General features: G+C 51.0%; 21 protein-coding genes. 8 read left to right on the top strand and 13 right to left on the bottom strand.

Going from position 1 to position 23608, the window contains the following annotated elements; genetic code table 11:
• Positions 1 to 77 precede the first annotated feature (77 nt).
• Positions 78 to 206, top strand: coding sequence for a hypothetical protein (locus ACO0K4_RS00595; protein WP_422954680.1), 129 nt, complete (start codon positions 78 to 80; stop codon positions 204 to 206).
• A gap of 148 nt (positions 207 to 354) precedes the next feature.
• Here ACO0K4_RS00595 and ACO0K4_RS00590 read toward each other — a convergent pair whose 3' ends face one another.
• Entirely contained in the window at positions 355 to 2481 is a 2127-nt protein-coding gene (locus tag ACO0K4_RS00590; RefSeq protein WP_422954679.1) for a prolyl oligopeptidase family serine peptidase, read from the bottom strand.
• Positions 2482 to 3287: 806 nt separating this feature from the next.
• On the opposite strand from ACO0K4_RS00590, the gene ACO0K4_RS00585 reads away from it, so the two are divergent.
• Together ACO0K4_RS00585 and ACO0K4_RS00580 are read left to right on the top strand one after the other, a co-directional pair.
• Positions 3288 to 5414 carry a TonB-dependent receptor gene (locus tag ACO0K4_RS00585; RefSeq protein ID WP_422954678.1) on the top strand — a complete coding sequence of 709 codons (2127 nt, stop codon included), beginning with the start codon at positions 3288 to 3290 and terminating at the stop codon, positions 5412 to 5414.
• 182 nt (positions 5415 to 5596) lie between these two features.
• Positions 5597 to 6280 (top strand): Fe2+-dependent dioxygenase, encoded by a 684-nt coding sequence (locus tag ACO0K4_RS00580; RefSeq protein WP_422954677.1) that lies wholly within the window; start codon positions 5597 to 5599, stop codon positions 6278 to 6280.
• 105 nt (positions 6281 to 6385) lie between these two features.
• On the opposite strand, the gene ACO0K4_RS00575 is transcribed toward ACO0K4_RS00580, so the two are convergent.
• On the bottom strand, positions 6386 to 7249 hold the full coding sequence (locus ACO0K4_RS00575) for a M14 family zinc carboxypeptidase (RefSeq protein WP_422954676.1): 864 nt from the start codon (positions 7247 to 7249) through the stop codon (positions 6386 to 6388).
• Between the two features lie 268 nt (positions 7250 to 7517).
• The gene (metK, locus tag ACO0K4_RS00570; protein ID WP_422954675.1) at positions 7518 to 8696 is read right to left on the bottom strand and encodes a methionine adenosyltransferase; all 1179 of its coding nucleotides are present in this window, start codon (positions 8694 to 8696) and stop codon (positions 7518 to 7520) included.
• A 329-nt stretch (positions 8697 to 9025) separates the two neighbouring features.
• On the opposite strand from metK, the gene ACO0K4_RS00565 reads away from it, so the two are divergent.
• From ACO0K4_RS00565 to ACO0K4_RS00555, 3 genes are all read left to right on the top strand, one after another.
• Complete coding sequence (locus tag ACO0K4_RS00565; protein WP_422954674.1) at positions 9026 to 9901, top strand: lysophospholipid acyltransferase family protein; 876 nt, start codon at positions 9026 to 9028, stop codon at positions 9899 to 9901.
• Positions 9898 to 10761, top strand: coding sequence for a lipid A biosynthesis acyltransferase (locus ACO0K4_RS00560; RefSeq protein ID WP_422954673.1), 864 nt, complete (start codon positions 9898 to 9900; stop codon positions 10759 to 10761). The genes ACO0K4_RS00565 and ACO0K4_RS00560 overlap by 4 nt, the downstream gene beginning before the upstream one ends.
• A gap of 275 nt (positions 10762 to 11036) precedes the next feature.
• Positions 11037 to 11957: a hypothetical protein gene (locus ACO0K4_RS00555; protein WP_422954672.1), complete on the top strand. Its 921-nt coding sequence runs from the start codon at positions 11037 to 11039 to the stop codon at positions 11955 to 11957.
• A 143-nt stretch (positions 11958 to 12100) separates the two neighbouring features.
• Here the strand turns inward: ACO0K4_RS00555 and phhA are convergent, their stop codons facing one another.
• Together phhA and hppD are read right to left on the bottom strand one after the other, a co-directional pair.
• Complete coding sequence (phhA, locus tag ACO0K4_RS00550) at positions 12101 to 13030, bottom strand: phenylalanine 4-monooxygenase (protein ID WP_422954671.1); 930 nt, start codon at positions 13028 to 13030, stop codon at positions 12101 to 12103.
• Positions 13031 to 13125: 95 nt separating this feature from the next.
• Positions 13126 to 14241: a 4-hydroxyphenylpyruvate dioxygenase gene (gene hppD, locus ACO0K4_RS00545; RefSeq protein ID WP_422954670.1), complete on the bottom strand. Its 1116-nt coding sequence runs from the start codon at positions 14239 to 14241 to the stop codon at positions 13126 to 13128.
• A gap of 209 nt (positions 14242 to 14450) precedes the next feature.
• Between hppD and ACO0K4_RS00540 the strand changes: the two genes are divergently transcribed.
• The gene (locus ACO0K4_RS00540; RefSeq protein ID WP_422954669.1) at positions 14451 to 14951 is read left to right on the top strand and encodes an Lrp/AsnC family transcriptional regulator; all 501 of its coding nucleotides are present in this window, start codon (positions 14451 to 14453) and stop codon (positions 14949 to 14951) included.
• A 45-nt stretch (positions 14952 to 14996) separates the two neighbouring features.
• On the opposite strand, the gene ACO0K4_RS00535 is transcribed toward ACO0K4_RS00540, so the two are convergent.
• Complete coding sequence (locus tag ACO0K4_RS00535; protein ID WP_422954668.1) at positions 14997 to 15743, bottom strand: helix-turn-helix domain-containing protein; 747 nt, start codon at positions 15741 to 15743, stop codon at positions 14997 to 14999.
• Between the two features lie 120 nt (positions 15744 to 15863).
• Here ACO0K4_RS00535 and ACO0K4_RS00530 point away from each other — a divergent pair, with 120 nt between their 5' ends.
• Positions 15864 to 16700, top strand: a complete 837-nt coding sequence (locus tag ACO0K4_RS00530) for a hypothetical protein (protein ID WP_422954667.1) — start codon at positions 15864 to 15866, stop codon at positions 16698 to 16700.
• Here ACO0K4_RS00530 and ACO0K4_RS00525 read toward each other — a convergent pair.
• The 7 genes from ACO0K4_RS00525 to ACO0K4_RS00495 all read right to left on the bottom strand — a co-directional run bounded on the left by ACO0K4_RS00525 (position 16684) and on the right by ACO0K4_RS00495 (position 23570).
• Positions 16684 to 17097, bottom strand: a complete 414-nt coding sequence (locus ACO0K4_RS00525) for a DUF1801 domain-containing protein (RefSeq protein WP_422954666.1) — start codon at positions 17095 to 17097, stop codon at positions 16684 to 16686. The two genes, ACO0K4_RS00530 and ACO0K4_RS00525, sit on opposite strands and share 17 nt — an antisense overlap.
• Positions 17098 to 17149: 52 nt before the next feature.
• Positions 17150 to 18028: a response regulator gene (locus ACO0K4_RS00520; RefSeq protein ID WP_422954665.1), complete on the bottom strand. Its 879-nt coding sequence runs from the start codon at positions 18026 to 18028 to the stop codon at positions 17150 to 17152.
• Positions 18029 to 18102: 74 nt separating this feature from the next.
• Positions 18103 to 18246: a hypothetical protein gene (locus ACO0K4_RS00515; protein WP_422954664.1), complete on the bottom strand. Its 144-nt coding sequence runs from the start codon at positions 18244 to 18246 to the stop codon at positions 18103 to 18105.
• A gap of 474 nt (positions 18247 to 18720) precedes the next feature.
• Positions 18721 to 19401: a GNAT family N-acetyltransferase gene (locus ACO0K4_RS00510; RefSeq protein ID WP_422954663.1), complete on the bottom strand. Its 681-nt coding sequence runs from the start codon at positions 19399 to 19401 to the stop codon at positions 18721 to 18723.
• A gap of 177 nt (positions 19402 to 19578) precedes the next feature.
• Positions 19579 to 20826, bottom strand: a complete 1248-nt coding sequence (locus ACO0K4_RS00505; protein WP_422954662.1) for a multifunctional CCA addition/repair protein — start codon at positions 20824 to 20826, stop codon at positions 19579 to 19581.
• Between the two features lie 25 nt (positions 20827 to 20851).
• A complete protein-coding gene (locus ACO0K4_RS00500) occupies positions 20852 to 21568 on the bottom strand; it encodes a glutathione S-transferase family protein (protein WP_422954661.1) in 717 nt (238 codons plus the stop codon).
• Positions 21569 to 21575: 7 nt separating this feature from the next.
• Positions 21576 to 23570 (bottom strand): transglycosylase SLT domain-containing protein, encoded by a 1995-nt coding sequence (locus ACO0K4_RS00495; RefSeq protein WP_422954660.1) that lies wholly within the window; start codon positions 23568 to 23570, stop codon positions 21576 to 21578.
• Positions 23571 to 23608: the final 38 nt, after the last annotated feature.

Genomic DNA, 23608 nt, shown 5'->3' with positions numbered 1-23608 from the left:
ACTTTGTCCTTATACAGATGATTGTTTGAGAGCCAGAATTGAATCCGCAATGCTGGTGCGGGTTTTCAAGGTATTTCATGCCAGAAGGCGCGCCGGTATTGCGGATTGCTTTTTTATTAGCGGATATCACGAATCCTGATGCAGAAAACAATGTACCCAATCCAAGGCGGGACGAGAGCGTCGCCAATGAGTTGAATAAGGCATGATATCAAGACGATTTTTTTTACACAAAATTAGAACGCAGCATACTTGTTCCACCTGGATCACCATAAAAAAACCGCCGGGTGCAAGCCAGCGGTTTTCGCATCAGATGCGGTGATTACTGCTTAATGATTACTTCTTAATATTTACTGATTAAGGCTTAATCACGACATCCGCATTATCCCGTTTCAGCATATTCCACAAAAACGAATAAGTGATCGCAGACATATCGGCACGCTGCGCATTGTTCGCAGCACCGCCGTGGCCGCCTTCAATGTTTTCGTAGTACCAGACATTTTGATGACCCTGACTTAGCATTTTCGCTGCCATCTTACGCGCATGGCCCGGATGGACGCGGTCATCGCGGGTAGAGGTGATGAACAGAACGTTAGGGTAGGTGACACCTGCCTTCACGTTTTGATACGGGGAGTAGCGTGAGATGTAATCCCATTCCGCTGCGATATCCGGATTGCCGTATTCACCCATCCAGGACGCGCCTGCCAGCAATTTGTTATAACGCTGCATATCCAGCAGAGGAACCTGGCTGACGACCGCGTTAAACAGTTCCGGATGCTGCGTCAGTGCCACGCCAGCCAGCAGGCCGCCATTGCTGCCACCCATGGCGCCCAGATGCTGCGGGCTGGTGATTTTGCTGGCGATCAGGTCGGCGGCCACTGCGGCAAAGTCATCATAGGCACGCTGACGATTTTCTTTCAATGCTGCTTGATGCCAGCGCGGACCGAATTCGCCACCGCCACGGATATTTGCGACCACGTACACACCACCTTTTTCCAGCCATGACTTACCGATGCCGCCGGAATAAGACGGAGTCAGCGAGATTTCAAATCCGCCATAGCCATACAGCAGCGTTGGATTGTTGCCGTCGTATTTCACATCTTTGCGTTTGACCAGAAAGTAAGGAATTTTGGTGCCGTCTTTGGACGTTGCAAACTGTTGTGTCGTCTCATAAGGAGAGGCATCAAAGAAGCTCGGTGCAGATTTTAATGATTCGCGCTGATCATTGCCCGCATGAGCGAGGATGTAGACACTCGGTGTCAGGTAATCGGAATAACGCAGCAGATAATCATCCGAGTTATTGGCATCCAGTGCACTGACGCCGACCTCGCCCATGGTCGGCAAGACGACCTGACGCGACACCCATTTACCGTTCTCCAGTTTCCATTCACTCAGATTACTTTTGACGGTATTCAATGACTGTACCAGCACATAATTTTTTGTATATGCCGCGCCGGTTAGCGAGGTGCTGTCGCTGGGTTCAAACAAGATGGTGAAATGACGCTCACCCTTTTTATACGCATCAAAATCCATGGCTAACATGCTGCCGGATGCATATGTCTTGCCACCCGTGGTCCATGCTTCACGCGGTGTGACAACGAATTGTTTGCCAAAAAAGCTGACGCTGGAATGGCTAGGTACGTCAAGCTTCGTCAGCTTGTCGCCTTCTTTTAAAAATTGTTCGGATGAGTAGAACGTGATCTGACGATTCACCAGTTCATGATGAATGCCACCGTGATCACTGCTCTGCGCTGAGATCGCCATGTCGGTTTTTTCACCTTCGAGCAACACCTTGGCCGTGGTCAAGGGAGTGCCGCGTTTCCATTCTTTGACGATACGTGCATAGCCAGAATCCGTCAGCGTGCCAGCGCCAAAATCAGTCGCGACAAACAGCGTGTCTTTATCGCGCCAGTCCAGACTCATCTTGGCTTCTGGCAGGCTGAATCCGTCTTTGACGAAGCTCAGGGTGTTCAGATCAAATTCACGCATGACTACGGCATCTGCACCGCCACGTGACAACTCGATCAGGCAGCGATCATAAGCCGGATCGCGACAGATGCTGTTTTTAAAAACCCAGTTTTCATTCTCCGCTTTTGCCAGCGCATCGATGTCGAGCACCGGTTCCCATTTAGGTTGTGCTTTACGGTATTCCTCCAGCGTCGTCTTGCGCCACAGGCCGCGCGGATGTTCCGCATCCATCCAGAAATTGTAATAATAATTGCCCATCTTACGGATGCCGGGAATCCGGTCTTTAGAGTCGAGAACGACCTGCAGATCGCTGCGTAATTTTAAAAATGCCAGATCGCTGTCGAGCTTGCTGCGGGTAATCTGATTACGTGACTTAACCCAGTCCAGTGCCTTGTCGCCGGTCACATCTTCCAGCCATTGATGCGGATCTGCTAGCGTGCTTTGCGCAGCCGCATTACCGATGATGCCGAGTAAGAACAGGGAAGCGAGCAGAGTGGTATTGGTGTGGCGTTTCATTCTCTTCCTTATTGTCGAGCGCAATGCCTTGCGCAGATTTTTTATGAGTTACGTCCGTGTTTGCCGGCCTTTATCCAGACTGAAGATTGACCTGTTTTAGGATGATTAAGTTCATTACTGACGTAGCATCGGTACCAGGTAAAAGTCCGGTTGAATCAGAATCGAGCCAGGGTGTAATAAGCACTGAACCAGATCGTGAGACAGCAGCATGATTCTAATGCGGACGTTGCCGATCATGCATCGTGAATTGTGCTCAGGATCGAAACTAAGTTTTGAGTTTAAGCAAAAGACAAAATTTAGCGTGGATTTGTGAGGAGTGTAGTGACTTGACCCCATAGATCAGTTCGCGCATTAGCAATTGATGATCGAGCGACCGGAGTAATTTCGCGTAGATTTTCGGGCGGGAATGTGCTGCGATTATTGGTGATATGCCGGTTGATTAATTGACCGATTTTTCATTATGCTAAATTCACTACAGAAGATTTTCGTAACGACCAGACTACTGATCGCGATAAACATCACTGAATGCTCCCGGTAACACGCTTGGCCGCAACTTGTCGCCTATAAACAGGGTCGTAATAAATGTTGCACTGGAAGCTTAGGATAGAAAATATCTTGTTATTGATAATCATTCTCATCTATAATCACCTCCTCTGTACATCGCCGCACTATTTTTCAGCCAGCCACGACACTCTCCCCCTCTGTCAGCCAGCCTTATTTATTTGATTTTTCAATCAATTTTTACACTCGCTAAGAATCCAGGTTTCCTCTATAGGGGCCGGATCGCTGACAATAAAAGGAAAGTAATGAAACGTCGTCTCACCCCATTGGCTGCCGCCTTGCTGGCTGCTGTCGCCGCGCCTGTTGCGTTGGCGCAAACTGCTCCCGTATCCACTACTGATAGCACATTGCCGGAAATTAAAGTCCAGGACAATGCGGATAAAAACCGTTATGCACCGGAAAAAACGGCGGTTGCAGGCAAGGTCGCCACTGACCTGCGTGATATTGCGCAGACGGTAAACGTGGTCAATCGTGCGGTCTTGAATGCGCAGGCGGCGACGACGATGACTGAGGCATTGCGCAATGTGCCGGGCATTACGATTTCTGCAGGCGAGGGTGGTCAGATTGGCGACAACATTAATCTGCGCGGCTATTCGGCTCGTACGGATGTGTATCTCGACGGTTTCCGTGATCGTGGTCAGTACACCCGTGATACGTTTAATCTGGAAGCAGTCGAGGTGTTGAAAGGCCCGTCATCGATGTTGTTTGGTCGAGGTTCTACCGGTGGTGTGATTAATCAGGCCAGCCGCAAACCGAATCTGAAAGCCAGTGGTGAAGTCACCGGTACTGTGGGTACTGATAGTTATTACCGTAGCACAGTCGATCTCAATCGTCCTTTGTCTGAGACATCGGCTTTCCGGATTGATGCTTTTGCGCAGGATAATAAATCGACACGCGATGTCGTCGAGAATAAACGCTTTGGTGTGGCGCCGTCAGTGCGCTTCGGGATCGGTACGCCGACCGAGATTTTAATTACTGCTTTTATTCAGCGGAATAAAGATATTCCTGACTATGGTTTTCCTGTGGTCAACGGCAAGCCGATTGATGCACCGGCCAATCGCTACTTTGGTTTTACCGACGATAAATACGACCAGGACGCCGATATTATCAGTGCCAGTATTCGCCATAAATTCGATAAAGATACGACACTGCAAAACCGTACTCAATACGGAAAATATAAAACGACCGCATCACCGACCCGTATCACCATCACAGGGACTTATCCGGTCGGTACTGCGCTGGATAAAATTACCGCGACTTATAATCCCGGTGATCGCGTGATCAACGATACGTCTCTGGTTAATCAGACGGATCTGATTGCTAAAGTGAATCTGGCGGGTTTGCAGCATACCTTCACTACCGGTCTGGAACTCGCTAAAGATAAATATGCGAATGCGGCATATTCCTGGACGGGGGTAGGCAGTGTGAATCTGGCCGCTCCCAAATACTCTGCCAAGCCAGCAACGGCAGTACGTGCTGCCAGCACGCAAACTGATTCTGATGCGGATACTGTTGCGGTGTACCTGAATGATCAGGTGGATTTGAGTAAAGAGTGGAAGCTGGTTGCGGGATTGCGCTGGGACCGATACAGCGCGTCGCAAACGTCGTACAACTATACGACAAAAGTCACAACCAGCCTGGCGCATACCGATAAGATGCTGAGTACCCGTGCCGGTGTCATCTGGCAGCCGTCAGAGGCGCAATCGTACTATGTGTCTTATGGTACGTCGTTTAATCCATCGACTGAAACACTGGCGTTGTCGGCATCGAATGTGAATCTCGATCCTGAGAAAAATAAATCCATCGAGGCGGGTGCCAAGCTCGATTTTCTTGATGGTAATCTGAGCCTGAACGGTGCGATTTTCCGGGTGCAAAAAACCAATGCCCGTACGACGGATCCGCTGACTTCCGTAGTGACATTGTCTGGCGATACGCAGGTGCAAGGCTTTGAAATTGGTGTAGTTGGCCGTATCACGCCAGACTGGCAAGTGATGGCGGGTTATACACTGTTGGATGGCAAGATCAATGCGCTGAAAGAATTAAGCAGTGGTATCTCTGCAGTCGGTAAAACATTACCGAACACGCCGCGTGATAACGTCACTGTCTGGACAACCTATAGCCCGATGCAAAACTGGGAAATCGGTGGCGGGGTTTTGTATGCATCGAAGCGTTATCTGAATAATTTTGAGACCGCTTATGTCGATGCTTACAAACGCTACGACGCGACCATTGCGTATAAACAAAAAGACTATGACATCCGTTTTAATCTGCAAAATCTGACAGATGAAAAATACTTTGAAACGGCATCAAGCGGACGCGCCACGCCGGTAAAAGGGCGTAGCGCACTGGTCACGGTGGCATATCGTTTCTAAGCTGAGGTAAGCTTCCCATTTGCTGGTCTGACTGATTTGGCTGATTCATCCGATCTGGCGGATCAGCGAATGGGGCGTTGTTAATCGCGTTTTCAATTTGATTGCTCAGTTCAATTACTCAGTTTGCTTACTTAGTTTGATTGCTCATCTGATTTAATTCAACTCATCCATTTTTCATTATCATGCTGCTCGCTATCCCCGACGTACTCAGTCTTGATCAAATTAATTTTTGTCGTGATCAACTTAATCAGGCCCAGTGGGTTGACGGACTGGCGAGTGCCGGTTATCAGGGCAGTCAGGTCAAGCATAATTTGCAATTGCCAGAATCGCGCCCACAAGCACTCGCTCTCGGCGATCTGATTCTGGCGACGCTGGAACGGCATCCGCAATTTATCAGCGCGGCGCTGCCAGCAGTGGTGTATCCGCCGATGTTTAACCTGTATGGTGGCGGTCAGCATTTTGGTCATCACATCGACAACGCCGTACGGCTGTTGCCCGGAACCGGGAAAAAAATTCGTACGGATATCTCAGCGACTTTATTTTTGTCGGATCCCGATGAGTACGAAGGCGGCGAGCTGCAGATCGTCGATACTTACGGCACGCACAACGTCAAGCTGCCTGCCGGACATATGGTGCTGTATCCGTCGACCAGCGTACATCAGGTGACGCCAGTGACGTCCGGCGTCAGGCTGGCATCTTTTTTCTGGGTGCAAAGCATGATCAGGGACGACGCGCAGCGGGCTTTGCTGTTCAGTCTGGATAGCAGTATTCAGCGACTGACGGCCGGCGGTGCAGATACTCAGGCGGTGCTGCAACTGACTGGTAACTATCACAATCTGCTACGTATGTGGGCAGAGCCAGTGTAGTCAAATTTTAATATACTCCATACCAGTATTTTTAATTCACTAGATAAACAGTGCGGAGTAAGCCCTATTTTTTAAAAATCAGAGGGAGTATATGCTTCCGCAGAGTTATCGTTGCGCGAGTTTGGCTTGCGCAGGAACCTTGCGCTTGATCCAGCCCAGCATATCCAGCCAGATGCGTTGCACCTCGGCATCCGGCGGCATCACGGTGGCGTTCGGTAATTCGATGGTCACAACCGGGATGTCTTTGTGCAGACCGCTGTAGTTACCGAGTGAGCCGGGATAGACGCCGACCCGGTTGTAGATCAAGCGGCCAAAGCGGCGCGGAGGGGTAACAGGGCCGTCGAAGTCGAGCACGCCAAACGGTGCGTGTACCGAGATGATGACGTCGGGTTTGAATTTTTCTATGGTGTCATAGACCCAGCGGCTCTCAGGTTCTGAGATGGGCGCTTTGCCGGGGAAACGACGCGGATCACTACGCGTTGTTTTGGCCCAGTAGCGCGGGGCATCCTGCTGCCAGTTGGGCGTTGGGAAATTGCGGTTCAGATCGACACCACGCGCATTGACGCGCATGGGTTTGGCCGCCAGCAAGCCATCGGGATTGACGATGGGCGCAACCTTCCACTGGAATTCTTGCGCCGCCGGTTTATGCATCACTTCCATCCACTTGAACACGATCGCTGACGCGGTTTGTTCGTCTCCATGAATGCCACCTAACAGCAATACTTTTAATGCTTGCTTGCGACGTGGGTCCGCTGCGATATCCCGCACCAGAATTGGAAAGCCGTTGGCAGAATTTGCCCCTGCTGGCTGGACTTTGCTATTGCGGCAATCGCTGTCAGAAATTTTGGGCAAGCGCGCCACTAGTGGCGTGCACCAGTCGGTGACGGGTTTGCTGACTTTAGGCGGTGTGGCAGGCGAGGAGGCTGTGGCCGCCAGGGAATACGGCGACCACATGGAGATAGCAGACATCAGGACTACCAGACCAACGCATGCAAGGCTAGAAGATAAGCCGGGGGCATCACATTTTTTCGTCGAACAGCGATGATCTTGCTGCGTCGTTACGTATTTCTTTACGTATTTAGTGACGTGTTTCGTAAGAAAATGTGATGTTGCGCTTATCGAATCAATCTGCGCTTCCCTAAGTACTACTTGAGACAACAACGGGGCCCGGCATTGCATACTTCAGTCCATATTCAAGCACGTACTACAACGGTCAAAAACGCTACAAACAAGGTGATCAGAGTCCGGCAGCCTTGCGTAACAACACGGCTTTGTCCGTACGTTCCCAGGTGAATTCCGGTTCTTCGCGACCGAAGTGACCATACGCTGCCGTCTTGGAATAAATCGGACGCAGCAGATCCAGCATCTGGATGATGCCTTTTGGACGCAGGTCAAAATACTCATTCACCAGAGCGGCGATTTGCTCATCCGGAATCACGCCCGTGCCTTCGGTATATACCGTGACATTCATCGGTCGTGCGACGCCAATCGCATACGCGACCTGAATCTGACATTGCTTCGCCAGACCGGCAGCGACGATATTTTTAGCGACATAACGTGCTGCGTAGGCGGCAGAACGATCGACCTTTGTAGGGTCTTTACCGGAGAATGCGCCGCCACCATGCGGACATGCGCCGCCGTAGGTATCGACAATAATCTTACGGCCTGTCAGACCGCAATCGCCTTGCGGACCGCCAATCACAAAGCGACCGGTCGGGTTGATCAGGTATTTGGTTTCTTTGAGCCAGTCTTTCGGCAAGACTGGTTTGATGATTTCTTCAATCACTGCTTCGATAAAGGACGGCTTCATCTTGCTGCCATCGCTTTGATCCGGGCTGTGCTGTGTGGACAAGACGACGGTATCGATACTGTGCGGTTTGCCATCGACATAACGCATCGTGACCTGGCTCTTCGCATCAGGACGCAAGAAAGGCAGGCGGCCGTCTTTACGCAATTGCGCCTGACGCTCTACCAGACGGTGAGCATAGTAGATCGGCGCTGGCATCAGTTCCGGCGTTTCATCGCAGGCATAGCCAAACATCAGACCCTGATCACCCGCACCAGTGTTCAGATGGTCGTCGGACGCATGATCGACGCCTTGCGCGATGTCATTGGATTGTTTGTCATAAGCGACCAGTACGGCACAGCCTTTGTAGTCAATACCATACTCGGTATTGTCGTAGCCGATGCGCTTGATGGTATCGCGGGCGACCTGGATGTAATCGACGTTGGCGTTGGTGGTGATTTCGCCAGCCAATACGACCAGGCCAGTATTCGTCAGAGTCTCAGCAGCGACGCGGGAGAGTGGATCTTGTTCAAAGATCGCGTCGAGAATTGCATCGGAAATTTGATCGGCGACTTTGTCGGGATGTCCTTCAGAGACCGATTCAGAGGTGAAGAGAAAATCATTAGCCATCGCAGGCTCCTTGTAAAAAATGACCGTATTAAACATGCCGCAGTCGGAAAGAGAACCTGCGACGCTTTAGCGGAACTTGTATACCGCCTCGCAAGTTGTCTGTTAACTCGGCGGTTCTTAGATAAAGCCTATCCTACTATTACAAATGGAATCGGGCATTGTGACACCGACTCACCGTACAGTGCGTACTGTCTTCGTCGGCGCGTCTAGCCAGCTTAATTTTGCAATAGGCTTTACACATTGTGTGATATTTTACGCTTCTTCTTGAGGTCGTGTCTAATCGCTGGAAATTCCGCCTCTAATTTTTTCTCTCAGACCTGAGATGCATCATGCTCGTAGCTTTATTTCGCTTCCTGTCTATTTTTTCATTGCCTGTCTTGCATGCTATTGGTGCAAGTCTGGGCTGGCTGGTCTATATGGCGTCTGGCTCCTATCGTCGTCGTTTGCAAGAAAACATCCGCCGTGCCGGTTTTGCTGCTGATACTTCCTCCGCAGTACGCGAGGCGGGTAAAAACATCATGGAGCTGCCGTTTATCTGGTGCGCTGACCCAGAGCGTGTATTGCGCACCGCGACAGTTGAAAACTGGGAACTGGTTCAGGCTGCGCTTGATGCCAGAAAAGGTGTGATTTTACTGACGCCCCACCTTGGTTGTTTTGAAATTATTGCCCAAGCGATTGCCGCCAGAACTCGCTTAACCGCGCTGTACCGACCGCCGCGTAAAGCCGCCTTGAAGCCCTTAATCGAAGGCGCCAGAGCCCGCGATAATCTGATCCTCGCACCAGCGAATCTGTCGGGCGTTCGTACCATGGCAAAAGCCTTGAAGAAGGGTGAAGCGATTGGCTTGCTGCCCGATCAGGTGCCGCAAGAGGGTGAAGGCGTCTGGGCCAGATTTTTTGGCAAGCCTGCCTATACCATGACGCTGTCGGCCAAGCTGCATAAGATGACAGGCGCTCCGTTGATACTGACGTATGCCGAGCGTTTGCCCCATGGTCGCGGCTACGTGGTGCGCTTTGTCGCATTTGATGAAGTGTTGGGCGAAGACGCCACGCAACAAGCAGAGGCGATCAATGCCGCGATGGAAAAACTGATTGCCCGCAAGCCTGCGCAGTATTTCTGGAGCTATAACCGCTACAAAATTCCGCAGGGTGTCGCTGCACCGGTGACTTCGGCTGTTTCCACGGATTCGGTAAAGGATCGCACATGAGATTCGTTCTGGGATTTATGTGGGTAATGCACTGGCTGCCGTTACCAGTGCTGGGACGCTTTGGGGATGCCGTTGGCAGCATGCTGTTTCGAGTGATTAAATCGCGCCGCCATATCACGCTGACGAACTTGCGGCTGTGTTTGCCGCATCTCAGTGAGGAAGAACGGATCAAACTCGCACGACAGCATTTTCAAGCCTATACCCGTAGCGTGCTGGAGCGCGGCATCTTGTGGTGGGCTTCAGAAAAACGCTTAAAGAAATTGATTCAGGTTGACCCAGCTGTGCCGCTGGCGAGTATTCAGGACGGGCCGACGATTTTGCTGTGCCCACATTTTGTCAGCCTGGATGTCGCAGGTGTTGCTGTGATGCTGGAGTCGTCCTTGTGCTCGATTTATACCGAGCAACGCAACCAAGTGTTTGATCAGGCTTTACGTAAAGGCCGTTCACGTTTTCGTCCTGTGAAATTGTTTTCTCGTGCCGAAGGCGTCAAACCGATTGTCCGTGCGATACGTGAGGGTTTGCCGTTTTTTATGTTGCCGGATATGGATTTTGGACCTAAGGATGCGGAGTTTATACCCTTCTTCGGCGTACCCGCAGCTACCCTGACTGCGGTCGCCAGAATCGCTGCCACTACACATGCCAAAGTGATCCCAGTCATTGCGACGATGCTGCCTGATTATCAGGGATGGAAAGTCAGTTTCCGTGAGCCTTGGCTTGATTATCCTGGCGACGACATCATCGCCGCAACACGCATGATGAACGACTACATCGAGGCAGAAATCCTGAAAGCACCGGCAGAATATTTTTGGGCGCATAAGCGATTTAAAACCAGACCACCTGGCGTACCGAGCGTTTATTGACGGACTTAGCCGTCTGTTGGGGACTTCTAAAAGCCCAATAGGTGAGCGCATTGCGCCGTCGCAAAACGCAGCAATGCCGACGTATTGCTGCGTTTTGTACCTAGTGCGGCATCTCGATTAAAGGGTTTTAGAAGTTCCCGCTTAGTGATTGCTGAGTTACTGCTGAACCACTGATAAATAGTGAGCATCAGGTATATCAGACGATGGATTATCTAATTATCTAAATAAGGAATCGACGAACAATGCGACGCTTACTTACACATATATTTACTCATATGCTCACTCATCTCACAGGCTTGATTGCCTTATTTTTTGCTTTGTCGTCTGTCTGTGTTGCAGCCGATCCCTTGGCCTCCCCTTTAGCCGCCCCTTCAGCTGTCGCACCAACTACTACCTTAGCGGCGGGTAGCAATAGTTTCAGTTTTACCGATACGCTGAGCGCGCCGGATAAACCGGTCACGGTCTGGTACTACAAACCAGCGACGCTCAATGCGCAGACCAAAGTACTGTTCGTGATGCACGGTACCAAACGCAATGGCGAGGATTATCGTAACGCCTGGAAAGCATATGCAGAGAAATATCAGTTTTTGTTAGTCGTCCCTGAGTTTGCCGAGCGATATTTTCCCAGTGCTGCCTATCAGTTCGGCAATGTGACGAATTCCAATCACACGCAATGGAGTTTCTGGGTTATCGAGCATTTGTTTGACGACCTGCGTCAACGTGAATCACTGAGCACGCCTAGCTATTACTTGTACGGTCATTCGGCGGGAGCACAATTCGTTCATCGCTTCATGATCTTCATGCCATCGCCAAGAGTTGAGGTGGCGTTTTCTGCTAACGCTGGCAGTTATACAATGCCGGTTTATCCCGCGTGGAATCAGGCGCGCTTTCCGATGAGCCTGGATAAGGACGTTGTCAGCGAAACGCAGCTCGCCACGGTTTTTTCACGTCGTTTGGTGGTCATGTTGGGTGAAGATGATTTGCAGGAATCAGGTGGGCATGTTCCTAATTCACCTCAGGCCCGGGCAGAAGGTAAAAATCGGTTTGAACGCGGGCAGAATTTTATGAAGACGGCAAAAGAAGTTGCTGCGACACTGAATGCGCCTCTGAAATGGGAACTGCTGACAGTCGCCGGGGTAGGGCATAGCGATAAGGGGATGTCTAAGACGGCAGTGGAATATATGTTTCCGAAGTAGTGGTCCCCGAGCACACATTCAGCCTGACTCAACTAGTCTCAATCAGTCTCGACTAATAATAAGGGCGCACTGCCCAGACAGTGCGCCCTTAGTTTTTAATGACAGTGTTTGCGTATCAAAGCACTCTGATACGCATCAACTGGCTAAGCCAGTAACTCGATCTCACCCGCGAGCAGGGTATCTGCCGGTAACGCCTCAAGTTGTTTGAGTTTTTCGTAATACGGCGCGAAATCCGGTGCGGTACCGTCGAATAATTCCTGGAAACTGTTGATCACAAAATAGCTTTCCTGATACGAATCGATTTTGTACAAAGTGCGCAGGCAACGCTGTATGTCGAGATGAATATGGCGTGATGTGGTGCCGGATTTCAGACAATATTCCACTTCACCACCAGACGATAGGATGCCCGCGCCGTAGATGCGCAGGCCTTCCGGTGTATTGATCAATCCGAATTCGACGGTGTACCAATACAGCCGTGCCAGATAATCGAGACCGCCCAACCCCATGGCTTTTAAACCGCCTTTGCCATACAACTGCATATAGTCGGCAAACACTGGATTGAACAACATCGGCACGTGGCCGAAGTAATCATGGAATACATCAGGTTCGACGATATAGTTGAATTCCTCCGGCGTACGCAACCATACTGTAACTGGAAAACGGCGGTTCGCGAGATGCTCGAAGAAGGTAAATTCAGGGATCAAGCCAGGCACGGCGACGATGCGCCAGCCGGTCGCTTTAAACAATGCTGCGGAGGTCTGCTCAAAATCCGGTATGCCGCCAGCCGCATTCATTTTATGTAATGCATCAATGAATTCATTACAGGCGCGCCCTGGTAATAAGGCCTCTTGCCGCTGATAGAGTTTGCGCCAGAGTTCGTGTTCTTCTTCTGTGTAGCGATCCCAATTCTGTTCTACTACATATTGGGTATCTGCCAGCTTGTAATCACCGCGCAACGCGGCACCGTCCGATTTTTCGGCGACGGTAGCGAGAAAGTCTTCATTCGAAATAGTCGTAGAAGTGGCATTGTGTGCGGTATCAACTGCAGCATTCGATGCGGTTGCAGTAGTCATGATGTTGTCTCCTTCCTCAAACAAAAAAAGGTCAACAGACGACGCACCTGGCTGTCGATCTGGTTGACCTTGCATTCTCTTAACGAGCTGCTGAATTACGCAGGGGTTTTATCGTCTTTGAGAACGCCACGACGGATCTGATCCAGCTCTATGGACTCAAACAATGCGCGGAAATTACCTTCGCCAAAACCCTGGTCGCCTTTGCGCTGGATGATTTCAAAGAAGATAGGGCCGATGACTGTCGTCGTGAAAATCTGCAACAGCAATTCACGCGATGTTTCTGTGCTCTTGCCATCCACCAGGATACGCAGCTTGCGCAGTGCTTCCAGGTTTTCGCCATGGCCAGGCAGGCGGCGATCTACCAGGTCGTAGTATGTATCGATGGTGTCCTGGAATACCACGCCATTGGCTTTCATGCCGCCCACGGTGTCATAGATATTGTCTGTGCCCATGGCGATATGTTGCACGCCTTCGCCGTGGTACAGGTCCAGATATTCAGCGATCTGGGATTTGTCATCCGAAGATTCATTGATAGGAATACGGATTTTGCCGCAAGGAGAAGTCATGGCTTTGGACTTCAGGCCTGTATGCTTGCCGGCGATATCGAAGTAACGGATTTCGCGGAAGCTGAACAGGGTTTCATAGAAATCTGCCCATTCCTTCATACGGCCACGATGCACATTGTGGGTCAGGTGGTCGATGTAAGTCAGGCCTTTGCCAACAGGATTGGAATCCACGCCAGGCAGTGCCACAAAGTCAGCATCATAGATGCTGATATTACCGATGGCACCTGCATCTGCGCCATCTTTGCCATGCCAGCGGTCAACGAAATAAATCAGGGAATCGCCGATACCTTTGATGGCAGGAATGTTGAGTTCCATAGGGCCGGTTTTATTGTCGAAACCCCAGGCACCCAGTTCCAGTGCGCGCTTGTAGGCAGCGTTGGCATCCTTGACGCGGAAAGCGAATGCGCAAACAGACTGGCCATGTTTGCGGGCAAATTTTTGTGCGAAAGAATCAGGTTCTGCATTGATGATGAAGTTCACACCACCTTGACGGAACAGTGTCACATCCTTGGTGCGATGCTTGGCAATCGCAGTAAAACCCATAGTGACGAATAATTCACCGAGTGCTTTTGGATCGGGTGCTGCGTACTCGATAAACTCAAAGCCATCGGTACCCATAGGGTTTTCCCAAGTTTGGAAGGTCATGCTTGTCTCCTGAAGTAATCGTCTAGCATCTGCGCGACAGTAGCAACATCGTGCCAGTGCGCCGGATGGTGGCCATCAAAGTCAAAGTTTTTGACATAGATTAAGTTCTCAGTATAGTTCTTGATTCACGCCATTAAATTGCAAAATAACCCAAGAATTGCAAAAATTACGCAATAATATTGCTGTGATAACTAAAATATTGGCAAACTATGACGACAATTCCTTTGGATAAGATTGATCGCAAGATTCTGGCGATTTTGCAGGCTGACGGACGCTTGACCAATCAGGAGGTCGCCGAGAGAGTCAACCTATCGCCGTCGCCGTGTCTGCGACGTATCAAGCGGCTGGAGGAGAGCGGTGTGATCCGCAAATATGTCGCTCTGCTGGAGCCAGCCAAGATCGGCCTTGGCTTGCTGGCCTATGTGAACGTGCGTCTGGAGAAGCATAACGATGCACCGGGAAAAGGCGCGTCACGTTCGCCGCGTAATGATTTCGCGGCGTCGGTAGAGCAGTGGCCGGAGATTGTCGCGTGTTATGCGATGACGGGGGAAATGGATTATCTGCTGCGGGTACATGTCGAGAACATGGATCACTTTTCCCGCTTCATGATGGAAACCCTGCTGCGTCACCCGGCGGTACTTGACGTAAAGTCGAGCTTTGCCTTGCAGCAAATTAAAGATACGACGGCATTGCCGGTATTGAATGCTTGAATAGTTGAGTGCGCTATATGTAAATTTTTCTCTTATTGAGATAATTTATTTTAAGTCCTCGTAACGTCTTAAGCTCACAAACTCAACTGGTTCCCACTCGCGCATCGCGAGCAGTAGTGCGCTGCCGCGTCGTTTGGGGAGTGGTGACGAGAGGCTCTCCTGGTGCAGCTCTGCGAATTTGTTGCGTATTTGCAGTAACTTCAATTGCATTTTTTGAATCGCTGCATCTGTCAGCATGGCGTGGGCAAACTGACAGGATTCCTGACTGCCTAAGAAACCGCTATCCAGGAAATCGCTCAAGCCTTGCTGTTGAAAATATTGTCGTATCCAGCCATTCGGGCGCCAGTCAAAATCGCGGCTGACATTTAATCGTATCCGGTTGCCAGGTAGCAGATGAATCAGTTGTAGTTTGTCCAGTCGCAATAAGAGGGTGACACAATTGACCTCAGTCAACTGATAGCGACTCAGGATGTCGCTTAAGGTCCATTGATTCAGCGCGCAGACAGCCACCAGTAATAATTGAGGATCAGAGACCAGCTCTTTTTCTTGTGCATCTGTCAGGGTATGTAAGCGCGATCCGTTACTGGCTGCTTCTTGCGTTAGTTCTGCGAGCGTAAAACCCAGCATATTCGCGATGTGGACGATGCGGTCTAACGGGAAGCGCGTCGACGTGAACAAACGTTTGACGGCTGGCTCGGATAAGTTCAGCAGGCTGGCGACGTCTTTATAGGTTTTACCCTGCTGTCGTAACTGGCGTTTGAGAGTAGCAATTAATTGCGTAGTTTCAGTCATTTGGTATTGAAATTAGATCCTTCGTTGGTAAAATAAATCAACTTTATTCATCAAGGTATCACTTTTGTTTTATGTAAGGCAAATTCCGAGTTGATTATTTTAATTACCGGAGACCTTATCTTGAACTCTTTAGCGACTCAGCAGCGCTCTTTCTATTGTCATCTTCCTTCGTGGCTCGTTGGTGTGATCAGTGCGGCATTATTGCTACATGGACCGATTGCACAGCTACCTCACTATCATGAATTTGCTGATCAATCGGTGTGGTGCGGCTTGTCGCATGCGGCAGATGTGTTATCGAATGGTGGATTTGCGCTGGTTGCCTTATGGGGCATGTGGCGTTTATGGCCAGTACGTACTCATCCTGCGATCAAGGCGGGCTGGTGCGCTTACCGGTTATTTCTGGTCAGTCTGTTCTTGACGGCTTTTGGCTCTGGCTTTTATCACCTTGCGCCGGATAATGCACGGCTATTATGGGACAGGTTGCCGATCGCTCTGGCGTTTGCGGGATTGCTGGCTGCGGTGAGAGCAGAGACGGTCGTAACGGCCTCAATTGATACTGTACGCCAGCGACGCGATGTCATTGGGTTTGTAATGTTTGCCGTGATCAGCGTTGCCTGGTGGTTTTTCACCGATAGACAGGGGGCAGGTGATTTGCGTTTTTACCTGTTATTGCAAGGTCTGCCCCTGATCCTGATTCCGTTGTGGCAGACACTGTATGGCGCGGCTAGCGCTGACCGTATCGCCTTTGCTGCTGCACTTGCGGTGTATGTGCTGGCCAAGCTTGCAGAGATACATGACCATGAGTTAGCGCATGCCTTGCATGCCATCAGTGGTCACACCTTAAAGCATCTGCTGGCCACGCTGGCCGCCGCTATTCTGGTAAGACGTCTGGTGATGCGTACCAGAGTTTTGGCTAACGCCGGTAGCTCTGCTACCTCTGCTACTTCTGTTTTTTGAGGTGATAGGTCAGGGCTGCTGCAATACAGAACGCAAGATATTCTGTCGGCACTTGTGTGTCCTGATGAAAAACAATGCCGCGATTTCCCTCAAAATGGAAGTCATCCGGAAATAGAGTACGGAAGGTGCTGATCAGGTTGGTCTGGCAGTGGAAGTACATGGCGTAGTGCTTAGGTTGCGACGCCTTCCATGCAATTCTGATGGTGCTGCCACTTTTGCTAATAGTGGTCAGGTAAGCGGGTTCGCCCCACTTCAATGTTTCTTCCAGCGGACCGACACCTTGCGTTGTGGCTGCGGTTGCGAAGATCAGTTCGCGCAGTGCCAGCAGTTTCTGCCGGATCAGTGGCGGGTAGCCGTCAAGTACTTTGGCTACTGCCGGATTGCTGATTGATTCCATGGCCATGCTGGCGGCAGGCTTGGTCGTCGGAGGACTGTTTATATCGCCTTGCCTACACCACCGAGGTTTGCTTTACCGACGCTTCGCGTGCACTTGGCAAGAACTTGGCAATCGTTGAGAGTAATTCGTTCTCATCAACCGGTTTGCCGACATAGGCATCGCAACCAGCCCAGCTACCACGGAATTTATCGAAAGCAGAGGATTTGCTGCTTAACATGACCACGGCTGTATTTTTGGTGCCGGCATTCGACTTGATATGTTTGCAGACTTTATAGCCATCGATTCCCGGCATCAAGATATCCAAAAATACGCAGGTGTATTTTTTGACCTCGGTCATCGCAATCGCCTGCTCACCATTTTCAGCGTAGTCGACATCGAAGTGGAAAGGGGCTAATTTGATACGCATAAACGCACGTACCGTCGCGCTGTCATCAACGACCAGCACGGATTCTGCGGCTTTTTTCGGAATGTATAAGGCTTCGGGTAATTGCTTTTTGTCGATGGTGCGGCGATAGGTATGACCATCCCAATGTTGCTCGCTTCCTTGCTGGCGGCGGCCGCGCTCTTGCAATGCGGCGTTCATCAGTTCATCTAGCTGACCAAACAGGCGCATCCAGTGTATTGGTTTTTGTATCAGCGGCCAGTCGACAGCAACCGCCGGATCGCGACCGATGAGTACGGCAGGTGCATGGATATTCGGTGCGCGTTTTTCCAGCTCCTGCATTGCCTCGGGATTGTCGGTATTCACCAGATAAATGTCGGTACGGTCTTCTTCACTCGTCAGCTCCGCATAGCAAAAACTTCTGCGCCCCGTGAGCCGGAAGGTGGATGCCAGCATCGTTTTTTCTGCGTCAGAAAAGCCCAGCATTTCAAGAATGAACTGACGGCTATCGTTATTGGGTATTCCTGCGGGGGCTGACGTCTGGTTCATGATGAAAATGTGTCCCTGATGGGTTGGAGATACGTGTCTTTTTGTGTTGTTGGCGAAATGATAACACAATATTCTCAGCTTGATGAATTATCAGTTTTTTTTGCTTCAGTTAAAACCTGGTATTGCGAATGCCCGCGGACTAAGCTGGTGAACAGAATGCCTGCCAGGCTAACTGGTGTATTGCGTTGAGATTGCAGGACGGAGTCGAGATTGTTCATTCAAGTCCGCAGAGCTGCTGGTTGACTTCTGACGGCAGGTTTCCGGTCATTGTGGATGTTTCTCTTTGTGCTGCTTCGTCATATGCGCTTCGATTGCGCCAACAGCGCCTGGTTCAGCGTATTATCCCTAGCATCTCAAATCATGATGAAAATCTGGATTGAACCCGCAACAGTGACGCGCCTTTTGGCACGAAATGGCTCGGGAAGCCCCGTCTAATATGCGGATTGCTTCTTGGGTGCATCTAAAAGCGCTTTAATCCCTATTTCATGGAACCGCTTACTCCTGTTTTCTCTGTGTCATTGTGCATCCGTGTCGCTGTGGTGAGAGATTTTGAATTTTGCGCAAGTCGGTCGATGTGATTTCCAATCTGGAGGTTTTTAGACGTTCCCTTAGTGGCGTCTAAAAACCTGATACTTGAGCGCATCACGTCGGTGGCATGACAAATTTTGAAGTCTCGCAATGCCAGTGTATTGCTATTCGCTTTTCGTGCCGGACAGATTGCCCAGCCATTTGACCGCAGCACGGGTGTTGGCTTTGATCGTGTAGTCAAGAGCGGCGACTTGTTCTTGCATGGCCTCTTTTAAAACGCTGGCAGCGTCGGCGGGTAATAGCTTGAGATAAGCGTCTGCCTCACCATATTCACGATGAATTTCCATCCCTGCTTTTTTAGCGATATGGATCATGGTCTGATTCGAGGAGAGGCAATGCATGTACAGCGTGTCGACATCCGCATTGCGACAATGAATCGCACCGCGCTCAAACAGTTTGAAACCCACACCTTTGCCGCGTGCGGATTCTGAGACCGATACACCGAACTCTGCGACTTTGTCTTTATCCGTGACTTCGTCTGCGGCTTGCTTCGGCGCGAACGCCAGATGACCCACACCAACCAGACGGAAATGCGCACTCATGACCCCGAATACCTTGTCACGCGAGAAGTCGATGCCTTCGACGTACTTGGTCACCATTTCATCCGGCAGGTAGGTGCCAAAGCGCAGCAGGCGATCACTTTCTTTGAGTGCCAAGAAGTGACGCAAGATCCGTCGGCGGTCTTTTTCGGATAATTCCTTCACGAACACGGTATGTTTCGGGGCAGGTTTAGCTTCGGATGGCTCACCATCTTTGCCGCTGGGGAATATGTCTGAAACGTTCATGGCGATCCTTCCGGTAAAGCAAATTGTGCGGTGCACAATCGTCGCTTCATTGTAGACGAACATCATGGATTATTCCAGAAAACCTCCCTGGCCTGTCGACATCCCAACCAGCATTGTGCGCATTGTGACGTCAGCAGACCTGGGATGATCTGCATAAGGTATCGACGGTGCTTTTGATTATTGTTGGGCGAGCTCGTATTGTCGCTTAAAGCTACGGACGGCTTCTACACGCGCCTGATGGATGGCCACGCCTATCTGTTGCGGTTGTCCGGGGAAGCGTTGTGCGATTTCGCCTGCCTGCACTTGCTGGGCTGCTTGCAGTGCCTGAGCCAGATAATTTGCCTGCGGAAATTTCACGTCAGGCAAATTTGCACGACCAAAGCAATCGGATTGCGCAGCCTGTAATAATTCTAAAAACCGTTGAGGCTTGCGGAATGCATCGCTGCGTTCCAGCAGCGCCACGATGGTATCTGGCCGTAATTCCAGCGCACGGCCAATGTTGCCGTGATCGCGTGCGGTCATTATGGCGAGATCGCGGCAGTCATTGGGTATCTTTAAGCGCTGACAGAGCGCGTCGACCAGATCGACACCGAATTGCTCGTGTCCATGATGGCTGGGCCAGGCCGCAGCCGGGGTCGCGCCTTTTCCCAGATCATGCATCAGGGCGGCAAAGCGCACCGCCAGTGAATAGCCTTGCTGTGCTGCGTAATCGACGACCATCATGACGTGTACGCCGGTATCGATTTCCGGATGATGTTTGGGCGGTTGAGGTACGCCCCACAGGACGTTTAATTCGGGTAGCAAACGTGCCAGTGCACCGCAATCACGCAAGACCTCAAACATGCGGGATGGACGCGCTTCCATCAGCCCGCGCGCCAGCTCCTGCCAGACCCGCTCCGGCACCAGAGCATCGACTTCTCCGGCATGGACCATCTCTTGCATCAATTGATTGGTTTCTTCTGCCACAGTAAACGCATGCGGCTCAACCGAAAAACGTGCGGCAAAACGTGCGACACGCAGGATGCGGACCGGATCTTCGGTGAACGCCGCCGAGACATGACGAAACACTTTAGCTTGTAAGTCGCGCTGTCCGCCAAACGGATCGACGATACTGCCATCCTCATCCTGTGCCATCGCATTAATGCTCAGGTCACGACGGATCAGATCCTGTTCTAAGGTCACTCCGGCATCGGTATGGAATACAAATCCCTTGTAACCCGCGGCAGTCTTGCGCTCAGTCCTGGCCAGCGCATATTCCTCATGCGTTTTGGGATGCAGGAAGACGGGAAAATCTTTACCGACCGGCGTGTAGCCCAGTGCGAGCATGCTTTCCGGACTGGCGCCGACAACCACGTAATCACGATCCTGGACCGGCAGACCGAGCAAACGATCCCGTACTGCACCGCCAACAATATAGATTTTCATTCTGATGTTTGTATGGAGCTAATAGTCAGACCGCCGGACGTGCATCATGGCCTGGCATCTCGTCGGTTTCGGCTTCAGCATCGCGTATCCATTCAGCCACTGCCGGATGCGCTGTCACGCGCTCGACATAGGCTTGCAAGGCGGGTGCCAGCGATACACCATAGGTGCGGAAGCGCATTACAACCGGTGCAAAATACGCGTCAGCAATCGAGAAATCGCCGAACAAAAACTGATGTGCACCATAACCGGATAGACAGTCTTCCCAAATTTCGCTAATACGTCCGATGTCTGCCTGGGAGCCTATCGTACGGCCTTTGCCGTGCAGGTTTGCCCGGATATTCATCGGCATATCAAAACGCAAGGCTGCAAAACCAGAATGCATTTCAGCGCAGATGCTGCGCGCAATCGCTCTGGCCGCAACGTCTTCAGGCCATAGATTTTGTAATGGAAATTGTTCTGCTAAAAATTCGCAAATCGCTAAAGAATCCCAGACAGTAATTTCATTCGCGAGTAAAACCGGAACGCGTCCCGCCAGTGAGTATTCGGAAATCTGAGAGGTCGTGTTTGGCTTATCGAGCAGGATGCGGATTTCTTCAAACGGAATGCCAAACGCTTTCATCACGACCCATGGGCGCATCGACCATGACGAATAATTTTTATTCCCGATCACCAATTGCAGTGATGGTTTTTTGTCGCCAGAAAAGATGGCGGCGAGCGTAGTTTCTAATTCAGTATCTTGCATAAAGACCTTAAGGTAAATCGGAATCCGTCGCTGACATTCCTTTGGGAATTACTGTGCCCAGACGTGCTTTCAGCGACTGGGGTTTTTTCTCAAATAATGCCGCGTAATAGGTTGCGTTGGACAACACATTTTTGACGTAGCCACGGGTTTCAGCAAACGGAATCGTTTCCGCGAAAATTGCCCCCTCGACTGGACGCGTCAGTGAGGCGCGCCAGGCGCGTGGTCGTCCGGGACCTGCATTGTAAGCGGCGGATGCCAGAGCCTGCGAGCCACCCAGATCCGTCAGCACCATATTCAGATAATTGGTACCAAGTGCAATGTTGGTATCGATATCATTGACCTGATCCGGTACAAAATTACCGAGGCCGATTTTCTTTGCAACATAACGCGCAGTCGCCGGCATGATCTGCATCAGGCCAGAGGCGCCGACATGCGATTTCGCCGTCATGATGAAGCGTGACTCTTGACGGATCAGACCATAGACCCACGCCATGTCGAGTCCCAGTGCCTGCGTCGTTTTATACATACTGTCGTTAAACGGCGTCGGATAGCGCTGGCTAAAATCCATCTCCGCCTTGGTGCGGTCTGAGGTATTGACCATGCGGTCCAGGAGATTGTTCTGGCGCGCTAATTCTGCCGCCGCAATATGCTGACGCTCATTCATTTTGCGCAGTTCCCAATTCCATTCGCGGGTACCCTCGAAGCGCAAATTCATGGCATAAAACCGCAACGCCCGTTGCAGCCCGGGGTTCTTCTCCATCGGTGCCAGTTCATCGGCGGTGACGGGTTTAACGGTTAAAGGAACGCCGATTTTCTGACCACGTTCTTCCAGCGCCAGCTGACCATAAAAATGTAACTGATCAGCGATACTGGCAAACATTGTCTGCGCTTCTTCGTTCTTACCTTCATTTTTCAGTGCCCGCGCATACCAATAAACCCATGCAGGTTCATTTTTTAAGTTTGCAGGCATGGCGGCAATCGCACTTTTTACCAGCTTCCACTCACCTTCGCGCAAGGCTGTCCTGACGCGCCACTGATAGCCCTCCAGAGAAAGATTTGCGCCGTCCGCACGTTGCCAGTAACCGAGGGCTTCTGGCTGTAATTTTAGCGAGGCTTGCAGTGCAATATGCGCCCATCCCTGTGCTTTTTCAGTCTCGCTGAATTTGCCGCTATAGCGCGACAAGGTATCTGCCGCCTCATCGGGATCTGTTTTTGCCAGGCGACCGAGCGCGATCAGGTAGAGCTCATGCGCGGCTTTACCGGCTTCCGGTGTTTTTTTGAGTAAAGTAGTCGGCTTGTCGATGGCTGTCACGACCTGTTTCTCGGCGATATCCAACAGCTTCGCCAGTCTTTGCGCCAGCGGCAACGCACCGTTTTCGGCAGCGATACGCATTTGTGCCCACAGATCGGCTTCACTGAACTGGCCATGCTCCGCCAGATAAGTCACCAGCGAATAGCAACCAGCGCCGTAATCGCGCGGTGCGGTGACCAGCGCGCGTGCTGCATCGGCGACTTTTTGTTGTTTGACGGCTTTGGACAGTAAGGCATAGCATTTGAGTTGCGTATCGTCAGCGACAAGGAATTGCGGATATTGGATGTCAAACGTATCCCATTCGCCGCGTTGACCGAGGATCAGCAGCCAGTCATTGCGCAGGCGATCGGCGATGGCGCTGCCTTCGTACTGCGTTAAAAAAGCTTGAAATTCGCTGGCAGAGGCAGCACGGAACCGTGTCTTGAGACGGTAATAATCGACATAAGAAGGGATGTCGAAATTTTTCAGTGCCGCTGCATGGAGTTCTGCCTGCGCCGCATCGTCATGCATGGCTGCATCGCGCAAGGCCATAAAGCGGTCATCGTCATTCACAAAACTCTTGTTGCTTTTTGCCGCTACCGCGCTAGTCTGCAAGGATAAAACTGCTACCATGCAAAGGCTGACTGGCAGGACGTATCTTCGTGCAAATTCTTGTCCGGACTGCATGCTGCGACCGGCAATTTTCTTCATAGACCACATTTTCTACCGCTTCCATCATGATGTTTTTC

The organism is Undibacterium sp. RuTC16W (assembly GCF_049339445.1).
Classification (GTDB): Bacteria; Pseudomonadota; Gammaproteobacteria; order Burkholderiales; family Burkholderiaceae_D; genus Undibacterium.
The sequence above is the reverse complement of the archived record's forward strand: the minus strand, read 5'-3'. Positions and strand labels throughout refer to the sequence as shown.

Excerpts from the sequence above, each read along its gene's own strand:
- ACO0K4_RS00595 (WP_422954680.1), top strand. The coding sequence starts at position 78 with ATGCCAGAAGGCGCGCCGGTATTGCGGATTGCTTTTTTATTAGCGGAT.
- ACO0K4_RS00590 (WP_422954679.1), bottom strand. The coding sequence starts at position 2,481 with ATGAAACGCCACACCAATACCACTCTGCTCGCTTCCCTGTTCTTACTC.
- ACO0K4_RS00585 (WP_422954678.1), top strand. The coding sequence starts at position 3,288 with ATGAAACGTCGTCTCACCCCATTGGCTGCCGCCTTGCTGGCTGCTGTC.
- ACO0K4_RS00580 (WP_422954677.1), top strand. The coding sequence starts at position 5,597 with ATGCTGCTCGCTATCCCCGACGTACTCAGTCTTGATCAAATTAATTTT.
- ACO0K4_RS00575 (WP_422954676.1), bottom strand. The coding sequence starts at position 7,249 with ATGTCTGCTATCTCCATGTGGTCGCCGTATTCCCTGGCGGCCACAGCC.
- metK (WP_422954675.1), bottom strand. The coding sequence starts at position 8,696 with ATGGCTAATGATTTTCTCTTCACCTCTGAATCGGTCTCTGAAGGACAT.
- ACO0K4_RS00565 (WP_422954674.1), top strand. The coding sequence starts at position 9,026 with ATGCTCGTAGCTTTATTTCGCTTCCTGTCTATTTTTTCATTGCCTGTC.
- ACO0K4_RS00560 (WP_422954673.1), top strand. The coding sequence starts at position 9,898 with ATGAGATTCGTTCTGGGATTTATGTGGGTAATGCACTGGCTGCCGTTA.
- ACO0K4_RS00555 (WP_422954672.1), top strand. The coding sequence starts at position 11,037 with ATGCTCACTCATCTCACAGGCTTGATTGCCTTATTTTTTGCTTTGTCG.
- phhA (WP_422954671.1), bottom strand. The coding sequence starts at position 13,030 with ATGACTACTGCAACCGCATCGAATGCTGCAGTTGATACCGCACACAAT.
- hppD (WP_422954670.1), bottom strand. The coding sequence starts at position 14,241 with ATGACCTTCCAAACTTGGGAAAACCCTATGGGTACCGATGGCTTTGAG.
- ACO0K4_RS00540 (WP_422954669.1), top strand. The coding sequence starts at position 14,451 with ATGACGACAATTCCTTTGGATAAGATTGATCGCAAGATTCTGGCGATT.
- ACO0K4_RS00535 (WP_422954668.1), bottom strand. The coding sequence starts at position 15,743 with ATGACTGAAACTACGCAATTAATTGCTACTCTCAAACGCCAGTTACGA.
- ACO0K4_RS00525 (WP_422954666.1), bottom strand. The coding sequence starts at position 17,097 with ATGGAATCAATCAGCAATCCGGCAGTAGCCAAAGTACTTGACGGCTAC.
- ACO0K4_RS00520 (WP_422954665.1), bottom strand. The coding sequence starts at position 18,028 with ATGAACCAGACGTCAGCCCCCGCAGGAATACCCAATAACGATAGCCGT.
- ACO0K4_RS00515 (WP_422954664.1), bottom strand. The coding sequence starts at position 18,246 with ATGAACAATCTCGACTCCGTCCTGCAATCTCAACGCAATACACCAGTT.
- ACO0K4_RS00510 (WP_422954663.1), bottom strand. The coding sequence starts at position 19,401 with ATGAACGTTTCAGACATATTCCCCAGCGGCAAAGATGGTGAGCCATCC.
- ACO0K4_RS00505 (WP_422954662.1), bottom strand. The coding sequence starts at position 20,826 with ATGAAAATCTATATTGTTGGCGGTGCAGTACGGGATCGTTTGCTCGGT.
- ACO0K4_RS00500 (WP_422954661.1), bottom strand. The coding sequence starts at position 21,568 with ATGCAAGATACTGAATTAGAAACTACGCTCGCCGCCATCTTTTCTGGC.
- ACO0K4_RS00495 (WP_422954660.1), bottom strand. The coding sequence starts at position 23,570 with ATGAAGAAAATTGCCGGTCGCAGCATGCAGTCCGGACAAGAATTTGCA.